This window comes from Paenibacillus sp. J22R67 (assembly GCF_059692175.1).
The window spans coordinates 452,933-473,161 of the sequence record NZ_JCAUAX010000003.1 but is presented as its reverse complement, the minus strand read 5'-3'; the positions used below and the strand labels follow the sequence as shown (position 1 = coordinate 473,161).

11 protein-coding genes are annotated in these 20,229 nt (G+C 46.8%); 8 read left to right on the top strand and 3 right to left on the bottom strand.

Features of this window, described 5'->3' with window-relative positions:
• Window positions 1-74: 74 nt before the first annotated feature.
• Both AC58VC_RS14075 and AC58VC_RS14070 read right to left on the bottom strand, forming a co-directional pair.
• Entirely contained in the window at window positions 75-518 is a 444-nt protein-coding gene (locus AC58VC_RS14075) for a DUF2663 family protein (RefSeq protein ID WP_497369380.1), read from the bottom strand.
• A 121-nt stretch (window positions 519-639) separates the two neighbouring features.
• Complete coding sequence (locus AC58VC_RS14070; protein ID WP_497369379.1) at window positions 640-873, bottom strand: cold-inducible protein YdjO-related protein; 234 nt, start codon at window positions 871-873, stop codon at window positions 640-642.
• Window positions 874-880: 7 nt separating this feature from the next.
• On the opposite strand from AC58VC_RS14070, the gene AC58VC_RS14065 reads away from it, so the two are divergent.
• From AC58VC_RS14065 to AC58VC_RS14030, 8 genes are all read left to right on the top strand, one after another.
• The gene (locus AC58VC_RS14065) at window positions 881-2,299 is read left to right on the top strand and encodes an MFS transporter (protein WP_497369378.1); all 1,419 of its coding nucleotides are present in this window, start codon (window positions 881-883) and stop codon (window positions 2,297-2,299) included.
• Window positions 2,300-2,438: 139 nt separating this feature from the next.
• The gene (locus AC58VC_RS14060; RefSeq protein ID WP_497369377.1) at window positions 2,439-4,808 is read left to right on the top strand and encodes an AraC family transcriptional regulator; all 2,370 of its coding nucleotides are present in this window, start codon (window positions 2,439-2,441) and stop codon (window positions 4,806-4,808) included.
• 260 nt (window positions 4,809-5,068) lie between these two features.
• On the top strand, window positions 5,069-6,730 hold the full coding sequence (locus AC58VC_RS14055) for a type 2 periplasmic-binding domain-containing protein (protein WP_497369376.1): 1,662 nt from the start codon (window positions 5,069-5,071) through the stop codon (window positions 6,728-6,730).
• 70 nt (window positions 6,731-6,800) lie between these two features.
• Window positions 6,801-7,730 carry an ABC transporter permease gene (locus AC58VC_RS14050; RefSeq protein ID WP_161409057.1) on the top strand — a complete coding sequence of 310 codons (930 nt, stop codon included), beginning with the start codon at window positions 6,801-6,803 and terminating at the stop codon, window positions 7,728-7,730.
• A 16-nt stretch (window positions 7,731-7,746) separates the two neighbouring features.
• A complete protein-coding gene (locus AC58VC_RS14045; protein ID WP_497369375.1) occupies window positions 7,747-8,622 on the top strand; it encodes a carbohydrate ABC transporter permease in 876 nt (291 codons plus the stop codon).
• A 158-nt stretch (window positions 8,623-8,780) separates the two neighbouring features.
• Entirely contained in the window at window positions 8,781-9,533 is a 753-nt protein-coding gene (locus AC58VC_RS14040) for a hypothetical protein (RefSeq protein ID WP_497369374.1), read from the top strand.
• A 153-nt stretch (window positions 9,534-9,686) separates the two neighbouring features.
• Entirely contained in the window at window positions 9,687-16,400 is a 6,714-nt protein-coding gene (locus tag AC58VC_RS14035; protein WP_497369803.1) for a DUF7507 domain-containing protein, read from the top strand.
• Window positions 16,397-18,079, top strand: coding sequence for a hypothetical protein (locus tag AC58VC_RS14030; RefSeq protein WP_497369373.1), 1,683 nt, complete (start codon window positions 16,397-16,399; stop codon window positions 18,077-18,079). Before AC58VC_RS14035 ends, AC58VC_RS14030 begins: the two co-directional genes overlap by 4 nt.
• 256 nt (window positions 18,080-18,335) lie before the next feature.
• Here AC58VC_RS14030 and AC58VC_RS14025 read toward each other — a convergent pair whose 3' ends face one another.
• A complete protein-coding gene (locus AC58VC_RS14025) occupies window positions 18,336-20,093 on the bottom strand; it encodes a glycoside hydrolase family 2 protein (RefSeq protein ID WP_497369372.1) in 1,758 nt (585 codons plus the stop codon).
• Between the last annotated feature and the right edge of the window lie 136 nt (window positions 20,094-20,229).

Below are 20,229 nucleotides of genomic sequence, written 5' to 3'. Positions count from 1 at the left end.
AGTCGCTACTTTGTGGGCATAGTATATATTATTATACCCTTTCTATCAGCTAATTATCCATTTTTATTAGTTATTTAACCTTTATACGCAATATTAATGTCAAATTCTTTATCCAGATAACTTGAGATCTTATCGCGCGTTTCTGACTTAACGTCACTTAACCAATTCGCATCAAGCCTATCGACGGTTTCCATGCGGATATTCTCATATTTCGTTTTGGCTTTCTCCTTTTGCTTCACAAGATTTCGGCTAAACATGAAAAAGCTTATACAAGCCAGTAGAGAAAACGTTAATCGTTTGTTCGAAACAAGCAAGTTAAGGATTGCCATAGCATTACCACCCGAAACTAATAAAACCTTTTGATAGAAAGACATTGTGCAATACAGTAACAAAACGCCAGTAAGAATGAGAAATATCCATTGAGCCTTCTTAAGTCTATCCCATTCTTTCTTCCTCTTTTTCAGCTTTTCTATCAACATTAAGGTGTCATTACTTAGATGTAGATCAGGCTGCTCCATCGGCATTCCCCCCTCACTAATCATCGTATGCTTGTTCACCGCTAATCTTGCAAGAAAAAAAGACCGAAAGCATCACTCTAAGAGCGTTGTTGAAGATGCTTTGGTCTTTGGATATTCGTAATTAGAAACGTTTTTTCCCTACTAGGAACTTTTTGTTTCCTTTTTTCGCAGTCACAGGCACGTGCTTATAGCTGCGGATCATCGGATTTTTGCACAGCGGGCATGTTGGTAAAGCTTCCGTAACGAATTCTTTGCGAACCCATGCTTTACAATCTCCCTCTTTACATTTCCAAATTTCAATCTGTTCGACTTCTGGTTTCTGTTCTTCCGTAACGGCACTCGTTGATGTAGACATTTTCAGCATGTTCTCCCTGTTTCGTAGATTAGACTACTTATTATTATACAGATCCAATTTAATATCAAGTCTTTCCCGTGTTCAAAATTATTTACCGATGGTAGAATGGGAAAAGCGGCTACAAATTAGACACACAATACAAAGGCAGGAATCTCGCATGACGAATTTACTTCAAGAATGGAAGTCTCAGTTTCAGGGATACAGTCGAAATATTTTGCTGTTCTTTTGCTTTAACTTTGTTTGGAACCTAGGTTTGGGTATGTTTGGTCTCGTTTATAATCTGTATGTCAAAAGTCTTGGCTACGAGCAAACGACGGTCGGCAGCATCGTTGGTATGACTTCACTGGCAGCAGCTATCATTCTTATTCCCGCAGGTATTATGAATGACCGATTCGGGCCGAAACGAGTCATTACGTTTGGTCTTGTTTTTACCATTGTCGCCTTGACGGTTCGCTCTTTATTCGAGGCTGAAGGAGGCATGCTCGTTTCCTCTTTCTTCGGAGGCATGGCACTTGCCGTCGTTTCGGCAACCATTCTGCCTTTTATGGCTAACAATTCCACGCCTCAGCAGCGTGTACATTTGTTTAGCTTTAATATGGCGCTGGTGATGATTGCCAATGTTGTGGGTATTGCGCTCGGAGGCCTTCTATGTGACTTTTTTCAATTCGTCATCGGGTTTGAGGAGATTTTAAGTTTACGTTTCACTTTATTAATTGGCGTCGTCTTCGCTGCGCTTGGTGTCATCCCTGTAGCTTTGTTCGAAAAAAGCGAGCAGGAGATCCAGCCACCGCGGAGGGAAGCGCTCAATTGGAAACATTCGTGGCGCTCCCACAAATCTTCCCTTCAAGTCATCGGTATTTTCTGCCTACTCGGTTTATTGTCAGCTATCGGCGGGGGAATGATTGTCCCGTATTTAAATGTGTATTTCGAGGATCGTTTTGAAGCTTCGAAGTCTGCGATAGGACTTGTTGTGGCGTTAGGCCAAGGAGCAACAGCGATTGCCTTTCTCATTGGGCCGATGATTGTGAAGAGATTTGGGGAAGTCAGATCCGTTGTGTACTTGCAGCTCTGTTCCATCCCATTCCTCCTCCTGACTGCTTTCTCAGCCAATTTCTACTTGTCCTCCGGCGGGTATTTGTTCCGTCAGGCATTGATGAACGCGGCGAATCCTTTTTACAACTCAGTCAAAATGAGTTACGTCGACCGCTCGCTGCGTGGACTAGCCTCCTCTTCCGGAGAAGCCGTTTTCAACTTGGGCTGGTTCTTGGCGGCTCCGATAAGTACAGGCCTGGTTTTCCGACATGGCCCCTACTACGGCTACGCCTATGCTTTCTGCATCACAGCAGTTGTCTACACGGTGATTTCCTATTTATTTTATTTCTTTTTCGGGAAAAATCGGTTCAAGCCAGTTGAAGAATCTCAGTAGTAGATGACGAATAAAAATTGGTTCTTTTCTATCGTTGACTTAGGCGATGGAAAGGAAATACAATGAAATGAGAGCGCATACATATGTCGCTATGAACTCGTTATCGAGTCCGATTTTGATTGTGAGGGGATTGCTAGCTATGAAGAATAAAATCATCTTTAACGGACAAAGCATTGTCTTAACCTGGATGATTTCCTATATCGTTATTCTCCTTTTACCTGTCGTAATCGGTTTACTCTTGTACGTGGAATCTAACAAAACGCTGAAGGATGAAATTCAACAAGCCAATGATTCCTTATTGAAGCAGGTTCGCGAAGTCATGGACAACCAATTCAAGGCGATGGAGCAACTAAACTTTGAAATCACTTGGAATGTGAACGTGCAGGAACTGCTCTACTCTAATAAATATGAGGCCTTCCCCAAAGAATATCGTTATGACATTTCCCAAATTGCACGTAATCTATCGATGTACAAAACTTCCTATCCGCTCATTGACTCTTTCTATGTCTATTTGTATAAGGATCAGTCTGTGATTCTTCCTACCACGGTTAGGCCTAGCGCTTTTGCCTATCAAACTTTGCATATGAGCGATGATTTCTCCTTTTCTGCTTGGCAAGAAATTATGACTCGTCCCCATTTCCAAGGTTTTATTCCGATGACTCGGATCGGTGACGATAATAAGCTAACAAAAACCGTAGCCTATATCAGCACCTACCCTGTTGAACATAATCAACCTCTCGCCACGAATGTCATTATGGTCGATCAGTCTCGTATTCTTGGCGCTATTCAAAATATGGAGATTTTCAATAAAGGTCACGTCTTTATTTTGAATGATGAGAATCAAATTCTGGCTTCCAATTCGGCCCATGCGCTTCCCAGCGATTTCCCTTATGACAAATTAGCGAACACACCAAACTTCTATTTTTCAGGTAAGGATAGCGAGAAATACGAAGTTTTTAACATTCAATCCCCCCGTTCCAAGTTAAAATATGTGTCTATCATGCCGAGTACGATTTATTGGCAAAAGGCGGCTCACATCCGCAACCTGACGTATATGAGTATGGCGATTTCGCTGCTTGGCGGCGGCATTCTGACTTTCTTCTTTTTACGGCGCAATTATAATCCCGTCCGGCGCCTCGTGCATGCTTTTTCCAAAAAGATGACCTATACTTCTGGTGAGCGCTATAATGAGTTTCACTTCATACAAGAAGCGGTGGACAGCACCTTACTTGAGATGGCTGATTTCAAAAGCAAAATGGAACAGCAGCGGCATATGGTCCGCTCTCATTTCATCGAGAAGTTACTGAGAGGAAAGCTAGATAGGCATATGCCAATTGCCGAAGCCTTGACGACTTTTGATATGAAGCTGGATCGCAAAGATTTCGCCGTCATGCTGTTTGTCGTTGATAAAAGCTCGCCGTTCTTCGGACGGATTACCCATACGTCGGATGAGGATAAATGGAAGCTGCTGCAATTCATCATTATGAATGTTGTAGAAGAGCTGACGTCCAAGCGGCACCGCGGCTATGCGACGGAGATTGACGACTCGCTCGCCTGCTTAGTCAATTTATCACTGGAGAAGGATACAAGCGGCAAGGAGGAGCTGCTGCGCATCGCCGAAGAGACGCAACGATTCCTCTCCGCTACCTATGACATTCATCTGACGATCTCGATCAGCAGCATACACGAGAAAATATCAAGTGTGCCTCAAGCCTTCTTAGAAGCGTTAGATTCGATGGCCTATAAGCTGGTTATGGGAGGACGTGAAATTCTCGCCTATGATGATTTGCAAGCTAACCGTCCCTGTGAGCCGGCCTCCGGCTACTATTATCCACAGCAAATTGAGCAACAGTTCCTATATGCCGTGAAATCAGGAGAATTGGAAGACGCTAAGAGCATTCTTGCCGAGATCATGAACAAAAATTTTGAAATCCGCGGGATATCCGTCTCCTTAACCAAGTGCTTAATGTTAGGTTTAGTTACTACAATGATGAAAAGCATTAGTGAAACAGGTGACATTCAGGAGAGCTTCTTCATCCGCAATCCCAAGCTGCTCGATCGGCTGTTAAGCAGTATAACCGTCCCAGAAATGAATCTCTATTTGAACGAAATGCTAGAGCAGGTATGCGCATATACAGCCGCCAAACGGCAGGTAGCCATGTCGCAAACGCGGCAAAAGGCGCTGCAGCAGCTGGTCGATGAAATTTCTATTTATATCGAAAATAATTACTCCGACGCGAATTTGAATGTGACCATGATTGGCAGCCATTTTGACCGCAAAGCGACCTACTTGTCGAAGCTGTTCAAAGATTATGTGGGAGAAGGTCTGCTGGATCGCATCAATAAAGTCAGGATCGACAAATCCAAGCAGCTTTTGAAAAGCCAAGAGCAGTCAGTCGGCGATGCCGCGAATGGCGTGGGGTTCAATGATATTAATGCCTTTATCCGTGTTTTCAAAAAAGTCGAAGGTATCACACCGGGCAAATACAAGGAACTGATTGAAAAGTAGATATTTGGGGCAGCCAATAGGCTGTCCGCTCCTTTATATAGGCCAATATTGGCTATTTTGAAGACCCGATTGGATATTTTGTAGAGCATATCTCAACAATTCAAGAAGCAATTGGATAATTTGCAGATGGTTCTTTTGTAAGCGTTATCATATAGTAAAGGTGTGAAAGAGAGCACCTCATTTTGACAGCAAACAAGCAGCAACTTCTGCGATGCCAGCTTGTCTGGCCAAAAACTCAGTAACTCTTAGGAGGTCAATCTATGCAAAAAAACAGAAAAAAAATGTTCACCGTGCTTGTTGCAACAACGTTAATGGGAAGCTTGACTGTCGCTTGTTCGTCATCGAACACGCCGACGGCAGAATCTAGCACGAGTCCGAAAGCGACTGCCGGCGGAACAACCGCTCCAGCGGCTGCCGCCGCACCTGCTTCGTACCCGCTCAAAACAGACAAGACCCTAACGTACTGGGGCGAACTGCCTGGCAACGTGACAGGCGTTAAAGCCGCTCACGCAGACATTCCTTTCTTCCAGGATTGGCAGAAAAAGACCGGTGTTCCATTGAAGTTCCTTGCTCCTCCTACCAACCAGGGTCAGCAAGCATTGAACGTTTTGTTAGCATCAGGTGATCTTCCAGACATGATCGAGTTTGACTGGCAAGGGGCATTCCCCGGCGGTCCTGAAAAAGCGATCAAAGACGGCTACATTTTAAAACTGAATGATACGATTGATAAATTCGCACCTAACTTGAAGAAATATCTCAAAGAACATCCTGAGATCGACAAACAAGTAAAAACCGATAACGGCAGTTACTATTCCTTCCCTTTCATCCGCGGCGATGATTACTTGCGTGTCTATCAAGGTCCAATTATCCGGAAGGACTGGCTGGACGAACTAGGTCTGCCGATTCCTGAGACGATTGACGATTGGTATATGACACTTAAAGCTTTTAAAGAGAAAAAAGGGGCTACAGCTGCATTCTCCGTTGTCAGTGTGCCTAGACCTTTCAATGAATTAGGAAACGGCGCTTTCGCAGGTGCTTATGGCGTGACGCGTGATTTCTATATTGACAATGGCACAATTAAATTTGGTCCAGCAGAAAAAGGCTACAAAGACTTCCTTGCCACCCTGCACAAATGGTATGAAGAAGGCCTAATTGATAAAAACTTCGCAACAGCAGATGGCAAAGCTTTGGACGCTAATATGGCCTCCGGTGCAACAGGCGTAACCGTAAATAATGCAGGCGGCGGTATCGGGAAATGGCAGCCTCTGATTACAGCGAAAGATCCGAAAGGCGTGCTCGTTGCAGCACCATATCCGGTGCTCAAAAAAGGCGATATCGCGATGTACGGCCAGAAAGATCCATCCTTCTCACCAGGTGGTATGGTTGCGATCACAGCTTCTTCCAAAAATATTGAGACTGCAGCAAAACTTCTTGACTATGGATACTCCGAAGAAGGTCATAATTACTTCAACTTCGGCACCGAAGGCGTTTCCTACAAAATGGAAAATGGCTATCCGAAATATACCGATCTTCTTATGAAAAATCCGGATAAATTAGCACCAGCACAAGCGCTGTCCCTGTATGTACGCGGTAACTACAATGGTCCATTCGTTCAAGACAAACGCTACATTGAGCAGTATCTGGCTTTGCAAACGCAGCGTGATGCCGTGACCACTTGGTCAAAAACGGACGTAGACAAACATAAACTGCCGCCAGTCACGGCTACACCGGAAGAAAGCACAGAGCTTGCCAAAATCATGACTGACCTCAACACGTTGGTTGATGAAATGACGCTCAAAATCATTCTGGGCACTGAGCCTGTAGATTCCTTCGATAAATATCAAGAGAAATTCAAGTCTGTTAAACTGAGCCGCGCGCTTGAAATTAAGAAAGCCTCCTTGGATCGTTTCAACAAAAGATAGATAACAAGCCAGGGGGAGGGCAATCGCCCTCCCCGCTTTACTAGAAACTCGCGGCGAAAGGAGAGATTTCATGCGCAAAGCAGGGCAAGCAACGTTCCAAGTACGCTTCAAGCGCGATTTTTTGCTCAACAAATATTTGTACCTGATGATGGTACCCGTGCTGGTCTACTACTTTGTCTTCCATTATGCGCCGATGTATGGAGCTCTGATTGCATTCAAGGAGTATACCCCGAATAAAGGTATTTTGGGCAGCGCATGGGTCGGCTTCCAGCACTTCAATGATTTCTTCAGTTCCTATTATTTCTGGCGAATTCTCAAAAACACAGTTATTATCTCGCTTTACTCGCTATGCTTCGAGTTTCCTGCACCTATTATTTTGGCGATTCTGATCAATGAGTTGACGAATAAAAGGTTTCAGCGTTTCGTACAGACGGTAACGTATATGCCTTATTTCATCTCCCTCATCGTTATTGCCGGGATGATCAAAGATTTTACGAATAATGGCGGGCTCATTAATAACTTTATGACTTACTTTGGCTTCAGTGACACGGCCATGCTGCAGAAGCCTGAGATGTTCCGGACGATCTATATATTATCGGAAATATGGCAGAAGATTGGGTGGGAGTCTATCATTTATTTAGCGGCTCTCATGGGAATTGATCAGGAACAGTATGAAGCGGCGAAAATCGACGGAGCCAACCGAATAAAGCAAATCTGGCATATTACCCTCCCGGGTATCCTACCGACGATCGCGATTATGTTCATTCTGCGAATGGGGAATCTACTAAACGTTGGTTTCGAGAAAATTATTTTGCTGTATAACCCCAGCACGTACGATACGGCCGATGTCATTTCCTCTTTCGTTTATCGAAAAGGCTTAATCGAATTCGGTTGGAGTTACAGCTCCGCGGTCGGTTTGTTCAACTCCGTCATCAATCTAGCCTTGCTCATTGCAGCAAATAAAATCAGTAAAAAAATAAGTCAAAGCAGCTTATGGTGAGAAAGGAGGGACTGAAGTGAAAACCAGCTACTCAGACAAAGTATTTACTACGATCATCCACATTGTACTGCTTTTGCTCGTTGTCGTTACGTTGTATCCACTTCTCTACGTCACCTTCGCTTCCATCAGCGATGCCGGGCAGTTGATCACCCACAAAGGGTTTTTGTTCAAGCCATTAGGCTTCAGTATTGAAGCTTACAAAAGCGTTTTCAAGAACCCTGCGATTCTCAAAGGTTACCAGAACACACTTTTCATCCTTGTATTCGGCGTCATTACCAACCTAATCGTCACATCCTTAGGAGCTTATGTCCTTTCGCGTAAAAATGTCATGTGGAACAATGTGTTTATCTTCGTCGTTGTTGTAACGATGTTTTTCAGCGGCGGTCTCATCCCGCTCTACTTGGTGGTCAAAGGCGTTGGCTTAATCGACTCCTTATGGGCTACGATTCTACCTTTTGCCGTTAACACTTTCAATTTGATCATTATGCGTACTGCCTTCATGGCCGTACCTGAAAGCCTTGAGGAATCTGCGAAAATGGACGGGGCCAATCACTTCGTCATCCTATTCCGAATTATCATTCCGCTCTCCATGCCGGTTATTGCTGTTATGATTCTCTATTATGCCGTTGAGAAATGGAATGGTTGGTTCTATGCTTCCATCTTCCTGAAGGATCGAGATCTGTATCCGCTTCAGCTCACGTTAAGGGAAATTCTAATTTCGAATAACACCGACTCCATGTCAACCGGTGCCAATGCAGCCGATCAATTTCAAATTGGGGAAACGATCAAATATGCAACGATCATGGTAGCATCCGTACCCATTCTTATTTTATATCCATTCGTGCAAAAGTATTTCGTCAAAGGCGTCATGATTGGCGCTGTCAAAGGGTAAATTCACAGCACTTGTGCGCCGCAGCCTACTTCGTAGGCTGCGGCGTTTTTCAATTTTTCGCTTACTTTTGGAAGCTTTAGGCAACAGCAGTTTCTCGTGAGAAACTTGGCCATACACTGTAGGATCACAGTATTACTCATTTGAGAGGAGAGGCCTACATGAAAGTTGATCTGGGATGCGGCGAGCATAAACACAGGCATTTTTACGGAATAGATCGTATTGGCGGCCCGGAAGTGGACATGGTTTGTGATATCAATGACGGTATTCCGCTGCCTGATCATTCCGTTGAATTTGTCATGGCAAGCCGCAGTCTGCCCTATGTGAACGATCTCCTAGCAGTCATGTCCGAGCTGCACCGGATTTGTGTCCACAAAGCGATCGTCTGTATCCTGTCCCCGTACGCTCATCATTTCCGCCATATGTCCAATCCCCATCTTAAGCAAAAATTTGATGAATATACGCCGCGTTATTTCACCAATCATTTCCATCAGCCGCCAGGCAGTCCGCTTAGTCCCCTCGTCCCCAGCTATACGGGCAACTCCGTTCCTTTTGATTTCCGGCTGCTGAAAATGGAATTTTTCTACGAATCTCCCTTTAGCCCCCCGCTGTATGAGCAGGATGAACTTGACTTGTTGCTCCAGCTTCAGCCGAATGTCGTGAGTGAAATCATGTATCAATTCGTTGTTGTCAAAAAAGAGCTCTCTATCGACGAATGGCTATGGATGTGCAATCAGCAGTACCGTGAACCCCAGTGGGCCGAAGCGTTAAGACAACCTGCCCCGTCAATAGCCGTGGATGCCGCCCTGCAAGAATCGCATGTGCCATATAACCCGCCAGCCCTGGACTTTTATAGCCATAAGCCTGTTAAACCAACCAAAACAATCCCTCGCAGCTCAAGGAAGCAGTTATAATTTAGACCGCCTTACAAATCTGTATAATTTCTGATCATGTTTTCTATTTCAGGTCATACCATGTAACCATCGGCCTAAATTCACCAGCCATCACAGTAAACTTCCTTCAGCTATCTAACGAACGAACGGTTCAAAATCTAGGGGGTGACGATCATAGCTCTCGTCGTCAGGTCCACACTCAACGCGACTGGCGCGATCACGTTCACCGGAAACACACTTGGCCTAAGCCGCTCCGATACGATAGGCCAACCGGGAACACAAGACAGCATCGGCGCATTTACAACCGTGAATACGCTGCTTAAGTTCGGAACGTATCCCGCAGGTACAACCAATCTCTACACCTCGAATAGCTCAGCTGCCATTCTCACAATTCCTGCTGGAAGTACCGTACTTTATGCAGAGCTGATCTGGGGCGGATCTTATATCAACGGCAATATTGACCTGAGCGCTGTGATCAACAATCCGGTTTCGTTTACGACATCAGCAGCAACATTTAGCATCACACCTGATAATGCAACGAAAAATGAGTTTAACTTGGGCAGTGGTGCATTCGGCTATGTGCGCACAGCCAATGTCACGACTCAGGTGCAGCAAGGGATGGGGGGTACTTACACCGTAGGAAGCGTGCCTGGTACGATCGTCATTACCGGTGATCCAACAGCCAACCATTGCGGTTGGACGCTGGCCGTTATCTACCAGAATACGAACCTGCCTTTCAGGAACATGTCATTACGCGTTGGAGCCGTACTCGTCCAGTCTACCTCCCCTCCTGTGAACACCACAATTACCGGATTTGCTACACCGGTAACAGGAGCATTAGGCGGTAGAGCGCTTTTCAGCGCCCAGGAGGGGGATGCCAACCGAACTGGGGATCAGGCGTTGTTTGGACCCACAACGGCCTCACTCGTCGCATTATCCGGACCGAATAACTTTGCTGCTAACTTCTTTGCCTCACAGATCAATAACGATGCAGGAACGCTTAACACAACAGGGACGTTCGGCTCACTCAACCAAATCAATGGAGCTCCCGGATCGAATATTAGCGGAGGCCGTCAAGGCTGGGACATTACGAACGTTGATGTCTCCGCACGGTTAACGAACAATCAATCTTCCGCCATCCTGCAACTGACAACTTCCGGGGATGCCTATGTGGTCAATGCCAACGGCATTCAAGTCGATATTAACGCCCCAAAGATTGGTGTGACCAAAAGTGCAAGTGTGCCAGGAACGGTCGTAGGCGATATCATCATTTACACGGTAACGACCACCAATACGGGTACGGCCAGCGCCGCAAGTATCGTATTATCCGACGCCTTACCCGCCGGATCAACCTTTATACCTGGCAGCGTCATCGTAGCTGGCGTGTCACGACCAACCTTCGATATTACAACAGGTGCACCTCTAGGTTCCCTTGCTTTTGGCTCATCGATCACTGTTTCTTACAGAGCTATGGTCACAAGCCTTCCCGATCCACAAACGCTCGGGAATACAGCGAATGCCGCTTTCACATTCCAAAGCGTTGCAGGCGGTAGTGTGATTTCAGGTGTGATACCATCGAATACCGTAACAACTACGGTTTATTCACCGAAGATCGCGATTGTGAAATCTGCGAGTACGACGAACGGTTCTGTCGGGAGCACGGTAACCTATACCTTGCAAATAGCTAACACGGGGAATCGAGCCGCATTAATGACAGTTACCGATAACATACCAGCGGGAACGTCCTTCGTCGCTAACAGCTTCAAAGTGAATGGCGTCACCGTTCCTGGCGCCAATCCTGTCACAGGTGTAAACATAGGCACAGTTGCAGCTGGCGGAACAGCAACGGTCACCTTTGATGTACTGATTAATTCGCTCCCATCTCCACCGCAGCTTGTAAATACGGCGAATAGTACTTACACGTTTCAACCGCCTGACGGTCGCACAATCTCGGGAACGGCTGGCTCCAATACGGTGACTATTCCCGTCCGTTTGCCAAGCGTTGGTGCCGTCAAAAGCGCTAACGTGATCGACGCGGTTGTCGGAGATACCTTTACATACAGTACGGTGATTACGAATTCAGGCGTAGAAAGTGTGACGAATGTCATTCTCACGGATGCGATTCCCCAAGGCGCGACTTTTGTACCCGGCACCGTCCTCGTTGGAGGGAGTTCGAGGCCAACTTCAGCTCCTGGCGGCGGCATCGCTGTAGGTACTATAGCTGCTGGCGGCTCGGTGATCGTCGCCTTCCAGGTCAACGTCGTTTCCTTGCCCTCTCCTGCGCAATTAAGTAACCAAGCTTCTATTTCTTACAGTTCTGGTACATTTGCTGGAACCACCTTAACCAACACAGTTACGACACCCGTGTTTCAGGCTGTTGTCTCTGTGACCAAGAGTGTGAATAGCACCAACGTCACCGTAGGGGGAACCTTAACCTACACACTTCTGGTTCGCAACCAAGGTAATATCGCTGTTATACCAACGGTCGTGGATACGATATCGCCATCCACTACGTTTGTGGCAGGCAGTGTTACAATAAATGGCGTTGCCAGTCCGAGCGCCAATCCTGCTGTCGGTATTCCGGTAGGATCTATCCCGCCCTCAGGCACGAGTGAGATTACGTTTCAGGTCATTGTGCAGAACCTGCCGTCTCCTCCAAGGCTTCAAAATCAAGCAACGGCAAATTACACGTACCAGCCACCGGATGGACGCACGTTAACCGGCAGCGCCGCTTCAAACACGACCGATATTCCCGTATCCGCCCCCAATGTCGTCTTAAACAAATCAGTCAACCTTGCCTATGCCGCTATCGGTGAAACACTTATTTACACACTTAATATTACGAACACCAGCATTGTTCAAGTAAGCAGCGTCACCTTGCAGGATTCACTGCCTGCCGGTGTTACGTTCCAAGCAGGAAGCGTGACGATAGACGGTGTGCCTAGATCTGCAGCCGACCCGAATACAGGCTTTTCTATCGGCACCATTGCGGCCGGCGTCACAACACAGGTCATATTCCGGGCAACCGTAACTTCGGTCCCCACGCCAGCTCAGGCTGAGAATCACGCCAGTGTCAGCTTTACCTCCGGCGTCTTCTCTGGAGCTGCCTTCTCGAACAGCGTTATCACTCAGATTCAGCAGCCTATCTTATCCATTGTCAAAAGCTCCAATCTGACGCTGGCAGTTCTCGGCGATATTGTTGTTTACAAACTGGAGGTGGGCAATACCGGCAGTTCCCCTGCCGACGTGACGTTAACAGATAACATTCCCGCAGGCACTACGTTTATCGTGAACAGCGTCATCATTAATGACGCGCCTCTTCCAGGCTTTGATCCTGTGAGCGGTATTCCGCTCGGCACACTTGCAGTTGGCGCAACGAAAATTGTTACTTTCGAAGCAACGGTAACTTCCCTGCCAACTCCGCAGCAGTTGGTCGATCAGGCGGGTGCATCCTACACATTTACGCTTTCAGACGACCGAACGCTCTCTGGATCCGGCATTTCAAACACGGTTACCATTCCTGTTTCAGCTCCTAATGTGACGGTGATGACAACCAGCAATGTCAGTTCAGCTGTTCAAGGAGATACCGTCACCTATACTATCGTCATCACCAACCAAGGTGTTGCGAACGTCAACAATGTGATTCTTACGAGCATTGCCGATCCGAGCACTTCATTTATTCCCGGAAGCGTCATTGTGGACGGCATTTCGTTGCCGAATACCAATCCGTCGACCGGTATTCCAATCGGTACTCTGGCTCCTAACGACCCGGTTACCGTGACTTTTGAGGTGAAAATCACAATGCCAACGCCACAAATCATTAACCAATCTTCCGTCAGCTTTACGTCTGGATCTTTCTCAGGCTCTTCCTCTTCCAATGATGTCATAACGCCTGTTATCCAACCGGATATCAAGGCGGTCAAGACAGCCAACACAACCAGTGCAACAGTCGGCGACACCGTTCTATACAGCATCGTTGTGTCGAATACAGGTAACCTGGCCGGGGATGTCATTGTCACAGATACGATTCCTGCAGGAACTTCTTTTGTGGAGAACAGTGCGCAAGTCGATGGATTCCCTCAGGCTGGCTCAAATCCTATAGCCGGGATTAATGCTGGTTCCATCGCGCCTGGAACACTTAAGACAGTAAGCTTTTCAGTGCTGATTGAAACTTTGCCTAGTCCACAAACGATCAGCAACATCGCAACGGCTACATACACGTTCACTACGTCGGATGACCGTGTCATCACACGTGCGGTTACATCGAATACAGTTTCGTTCCCGGTTTCTTCGCCAAACGTAACTGTAACGAAAAGCACATCTTCCACCTCTTTAACCGTAGGCGATACAATTACGTACAGCACGACCATTATGAATAGCGGAATTGCCCCCGTCAACAATGTTATATTCACGGATCAAATTCCTGCGGGTGGCACGTTTGTTACGGGCAGTGTCGTCATCATCGGCGCTCCACCGCCGGTTGTTCCTCCGAACCCGGCTACAGGCGTTCAGCTAGGCACAATTGCGGTTGGAGCAACGGTCACGGTGATTTTCAATGTGCTTGTTACCTCTGTACCGACTCCGGAACAATTAACGAACCAATCGGCCGTAACCTTCACATCGGGTGCACTCTCTAGCACAACCTTCTCAAATGCTATAACAACACCCGTTTACCAACCTGTCATCGGTGTTCTCAAAGCTGGAAGCATTTCAAATGCAACAGTCGGGGACACCATCGTTTACTCGCTGAATGTCTCTAACACAGGCAACTATGCGGCATCTGCCATTCTTACGGATACGATTCCTGCCGGAACCTCCTTTCAACCAAACAGCGTATTCGTTGGAAGGACGCCCGCTCCAGGGATAGATCCCTCAACGGGCATTGATCTCGGTTCTGTGCAGCCAGGTACCACGATTCCAGTTTCTTTCTCTGTCGTGATTGATACTCTGCCGAATCCACAGGTTTTATCCAATACAGGAACGGCTGCTTTCACTTTCACCCTGCCGGACGGCCGATCGTTCAACCGCTCCGCCACGTCGAATACCGTAACAATTTCCGTGTCTTCGCCTGACGTCAAAGTTTCGAAGAGCACAACCGTGACGGGTGCCGTCGTAGGTGATATTATTCCGTACATGATTGTCATTATGAACAATGGGATTGCGCCTGTTAACAATGTTGTTTTCTCTGATCCGTTGCCATCCGGATTAGCGTTTATTCCAGGCAGCGTCGTCATTGTCGGAGCGCCAACACCGCCTGTTCCGCCAAATCCAATATCCGGAATTGCGCTGGGTACGATAGCTCCTGGAGGAACGGTTACGATCACCTTTAATGTCAGAGTGGTTGCGTTGCCTGATCCTGCACAGTTAAATAACCAAGGTATTGTCAGCTTTACCTCCGGTGCCCTCTCGGCGGTTGCATTCTCCAACACCATTACAACACCGGTTTATCAACCTATTCTTGCCGCAGCCAAAACGGCAAGTTCAACCAATGCAACAATCGGCGATCTCATTATTTATACGGTAAATGTGGGCAATTCCGGAAACTACGCGGCTAGTGTATCACTTGTTGATCCAATCCCTAATGGGGCCATTTTCCAACCAAACTCTGTCGTGCTAAACGGTAACACGCAACCTGGTGCTAATCCTACTAATGGTATTCCTTTCACTGCTCAACCAGGAGTTCCTAACACGGTAACATTTGCTGTTCTCATTACTTCGCAGCCGAATCCGCAGGTATTAACAAATACCGCTACGGCTAACTTTAGCTTTAGTCCGCCAGATGGTGGTCGGGTCATTACGGGCTCAACGGATTCCAATACCGTGACCATTCCGGTTTCCGCTCCGAATGTTGCTATCGTTAAATCAACACCTGCCACCGATGCAGTAGTCGGCGATACGATTACTTATTTCGCCAATGTAACTAATAGCGGTATATCGCCCATCAATAATGTTCAATTTTTTGATCAGCTTCCTGGTTCCACAAGCTTCGTTCCAGGCAGCGTTATAATCGATAATAATCCGGTATCTTCCGCTGATCCGACCCAAGGGATTGCACTTGGCACCATTTTGCCGAACATGACCGTTGCACTCTCTTTCAGAGTCACCGTTACGGCCCTGCCGGTATCCGGGCTGCTTACGAATCAATCGTCTGTCAGCTTTACAAGCGGCGCCCTCGCCGCATCAGCCTTCTCCAATACGGTCATCGTGCCGGTTTATCAACCGATTATCGCTCTCATCAAGAGTGCAAATACAACCAATGCAACGGTCGGTGATACGATCGTTTACACGCTTAACCTTCACAATTCCGGGAATCTGCCAGCCGTTGCAACGGTGTTCGATACCATTCCGGCAGGAGCTGAGTTTGTCCCTAACAGCGTAATTGTCAACGGCCAACTTCGACCTGGCGTCAATCCAACAAACGGCATCAATGCTGGAGTAATCCCTCCAGGCGATACGGTTACTGTGAAAATATCGCTTGCCGTCACGGTAGAATCCTTGCCGTCACCACAGCAATTAGTGAACACAGCGACCGCCAACTACACCTACTCGCCACCAGCTGGACGGGTGCTGTCAGGCTCCGTTGCTTCTAACACGCTCGTGATTCCAGTTTCCTCACCAGATGTTAGAGTGGCGAAAAGCTCTGATGTTATCGATGCGATCGTTGGCGATACGATTACGTACACTGTCATTGTCACCAATAGCGGTATAGCTGCTGTCAGCAGCGTTGTTCTTACGGATCCAATCCCGACTGGAACTGTATTTGTCGCAGACAGTGTAACGGTTAATGACGACCTTAGACCAGGCCAGAACCCAGGTACAGGAGTTCCGCTCGGCACGATTCCGGCCGGAGGATCTGTCACTGTGACATTCGAGGTGACGGTCGTATGACGGCCGAATCCCAACCTCCCAAACATTTAATTAATCAATCCGTCGTCCGTTTCAGTTCAGGTAACTTGACCAGCCACGCCTATTCGAACACCGTAGATACTCCTGTGGTTGGTCCCGTCATTACGATACGGAAGAAGGCGAATACGTCGGAAGCCGCGCTCGGTCAGATTGTGACTTACACCTTGACAATAGCCAATAAGGGTAACTTGGATGCACAAGTTACCCTTTTTGACTCCATGCCGGACGGGACTTCGCTGGTTCCTAACAGCGTCATTGTGGATGGCGTCCCCATGCCTATGGCCAAACCCGATAAGGGTATCTATGTGGGGACGATTCATATTGGTCAGCACATCGAAGCAAACTTTCAAGTCATCGTGCTTCAACCTTCTTCGCAGCTAAGAAATCAAGCGACTGCAACCTATACCTTCCATACATCAGGAGGAAGATCAGCGACGGGGAGCTCCAAATCCAATACCGTCATCATTCCTTTCGAGGAAACGAAAATCAGCTTTAAGAAACAAGCGGATAAAGCCTATACGTTTGTTGGTGATACCGTCACGTTTCTGTTCACCATCAAGAACGAAGGAAGCTATACGATTAACAAAATGCGTCTTGTGGATCGGCTGCCAGCCGGCGTTCGTTTCGTTGCGGGCAACGTAAAAATCGGGCACACTTCTTACCCGTCAGCGAATCCCGAGGATGGCATTTCACTAAGCGAGCTGCCTCCTCATGCTGATGCATCTCTACAGTTCCAAGTAACCGTTACCCAAGCTCCCTCATCCGGACGAATCGTGAATGATGCTGAGCTTATCCTGCAACTCGAAGACTACAAACAACAAATGACTTCCAATTCCATTTCATTGGAAGTGTACGATCCTGCGATTACGGTCGTCGAGACCGTCCTGCAGCCAAAGGCTACTTTGGGCGATACCTTGACCTATACCTTATTCATTTCAAACACAGGTAATATTGCTGTTGAAATCTGGCTGTCCGATTTCATTCCCGAGGGCAGCTCCTATGTGCTGGGAAGCTTGATGGTGAATGGGGCTTCTTCTGGCAACTCACTGTTAACAAGCTCCGTTTATATGGAGCAATTGCCGCTAAATAGCCAAATGGTCGTCACATTCCAAGTTACCGTCAACGCCGTTGCGATTTCTGCCGAGCAGACCCAGCTTACCAGCCATGCCGATGTGTTATATAATTTCCGTCTGCCGGATGATCGGGTTGTCTCCGATTATGTGCTCTCTAATACCGTAAGTGTCCAATTACTACGGCCAATTGTAACTATCTTAATATTTACCAATCCTTTAATAGCGGAGCCTGGGTCCACTATCCATTACAGAGTGCAAGTATCCAATACAGGCAATCTTGCTGCAGGCAGTGTTTATCTGCACGATTGGATTTCTCCATTGACAACGTTGAACTCCGGCACTCTGCGAATCAATGGCACTCAGATGAATCAGTCTTTTGGTTCCTCACAGCCTTTATCACTTGGAGTCATCTCGCCTCAAGACACCACTGAGATTACCTATTCAGCGACAATTATTCTTCGGCCGAATGCCAAACGCATTCCGCTAAGAGCCGCTGCCAAATATGTGTACCAGGTTAACGAACCTGTTCATACAGGAACGGCGCTCTCCAATGAAGTTGTCATTCGGATCGAGGAAGCCGAGGAATAAATAAGGGATTAAGGATTCACATAAGGGATCTGGAGTTCGCTATTTCGAGAAAAATGAGCAGTTTACCTTTTGAACGGAACTACAGACTCTTATTTCTCCTCCATGGTGCGTTTTTCAGAAGAAATAGGCAAAATAGAGGACTGTAGTTCCCCTTGCCCATAAAATACATGCCTTTTCTGAGAAATAGCGGACTGTAGTTCCTTGAAAACCCCACTAAATAAAAAAAGCCGGGGCATCTAACTGCCCCGACTCTTTTTTATTTACGGTCATTGATCGCTTTAATCAGTTCAACCGGAATTTTCGGTTTCCGATCATAAGTGAGCAAGCCGTTGATTTCCTGTTCCACGTCCGTTAATTGCGTATAGCAATATCCTTGAACAACGCCGGAGTTCAGAAGTGGACGAATGACGGCACGCAGCTTCTGCTCGTATTCTTCATCGTTCTCTGCACCTGAGTAACCCCAGCCCTCCCAATCGCTTTTCTTGTATGCAATCCCGCCAAACTCAGTAACAAGAATCGGCTGATTCTCATAAGGGAAACCTTCAACAAACAGGCGGCGATTAGCCGGCATCGCATGAACGGCCTTCTCTTTGGAGCTATAACGCTCTGTCAAAACCTCTTCCCGCCATTCATAATCATGAATCGCGAATAAGTCTGTTTTCACCAATTCCCAACCATCATTCGAGATGACAGGACGCATCGGATCAAGCGATTTGGTCAAATGATACATCGTTAGCGCATGCTGCTGCTGCCTTTTATCAATCTGGATATTAGGAACTCCCCAGCTTTCATTCAAAGGGACCCAGGCAATGATGGAAGGATGGTTATAATCGCGATCGACAGATGCTTGCCACTCTTTGGTAAACCGTTCTACATATTTTTCCGTATATTCGTAAGCATTTGCCGCTTCGCTCCAGACAACAAGTCCGAGCTGGTCACACCAGTACAGATATCTAGGATCTTCCAGCTTCTGATGTTTACGGGCGCCATTAAAGCCCATTGCTTTCGTCAGCTCGACATCCTGTTTGATCGCCTCATCACTTGGCGGCGTCAAATTTCCATCTGGGAAATAACCTTGATCCAGCACCATTTTCAAGAAATATGGACGGTTATTGAGACAAAGCTTACCATTCTCGATCGAAACTTTACGCATACCGAAATAGCTCGTCACTTGGTCAACAGCTTGTTCATCAACGAGCAGTGTGAAGGTAACGTCGTACAAATTCGGACGCTCCGGTGTCCACCAGCCGCCAAGTCCATGATCATTAAAATCATTCAAACGAACTGTTCTTGTTCCAACGCTGTCTTTCAACAAATAGGTGTCCTCGGAAACAGGCTTGCCCTTAAAAGAAATTTCAACCTTCACCTGCTGCTTCTCATGCGCTTTGGCAGCTTCGATGAAAAATTGTAATTCCACCTGCTTATTGTCAATGTCCGGCGTAATTCTGACTTTATTTAAATACGCATCAGCGCTTACCGCTTCGATCCATACGGTTTGCCAAATACCCGTAGTTCTTGTATAGAAAATGCTCGCTGAATCCGAAAGCCAGTACTGCTTGCCTCTAGGCAGCGTCACGTCTTTGCTGTAATCAACGGCTTTGACAACTAATTTATTCGTACCTTCTTGAAGTGCATCGGTAATGTCCGCGTGAAACGGCGTATGTCCACCCTCATGCGTCGCAACCAAAGTGCCGTTCACCCATACGGATGCATCATAATCAACAGCCCCAAAGTGGAGCAAAATCCGCTTATTGGCAAATGAATCCGGAATCACCAAATCCCTGCGATACCATACAACATCATGAAACTCATTGCTGCCAATGCCACTTAGCTTACTCTGAAAAGCGAAAGGCACTTGAATCGTTTTGGATAACGCTTTATTACCTAAATGCCACTTCTCTCTGCTGCCTACACGATCATCATCAAATTCAAATTCCCATTCGCCATTCAGGTTCATCCAGCTGTCTCGTACAAATTGTGGCCTTGGGTAATCGGCTCGTGGTTGATTCGTCATGGGTAACGCTACCTCCATAAAGTTAATTAATAAGTTAATTAAATAAGTCCAATATAACTAAGACTATTATCATCCTAAGCTCATTCCCTGTCAATACATGTTATTCAATTAACTTTCAGATTAATATAAATAAAAA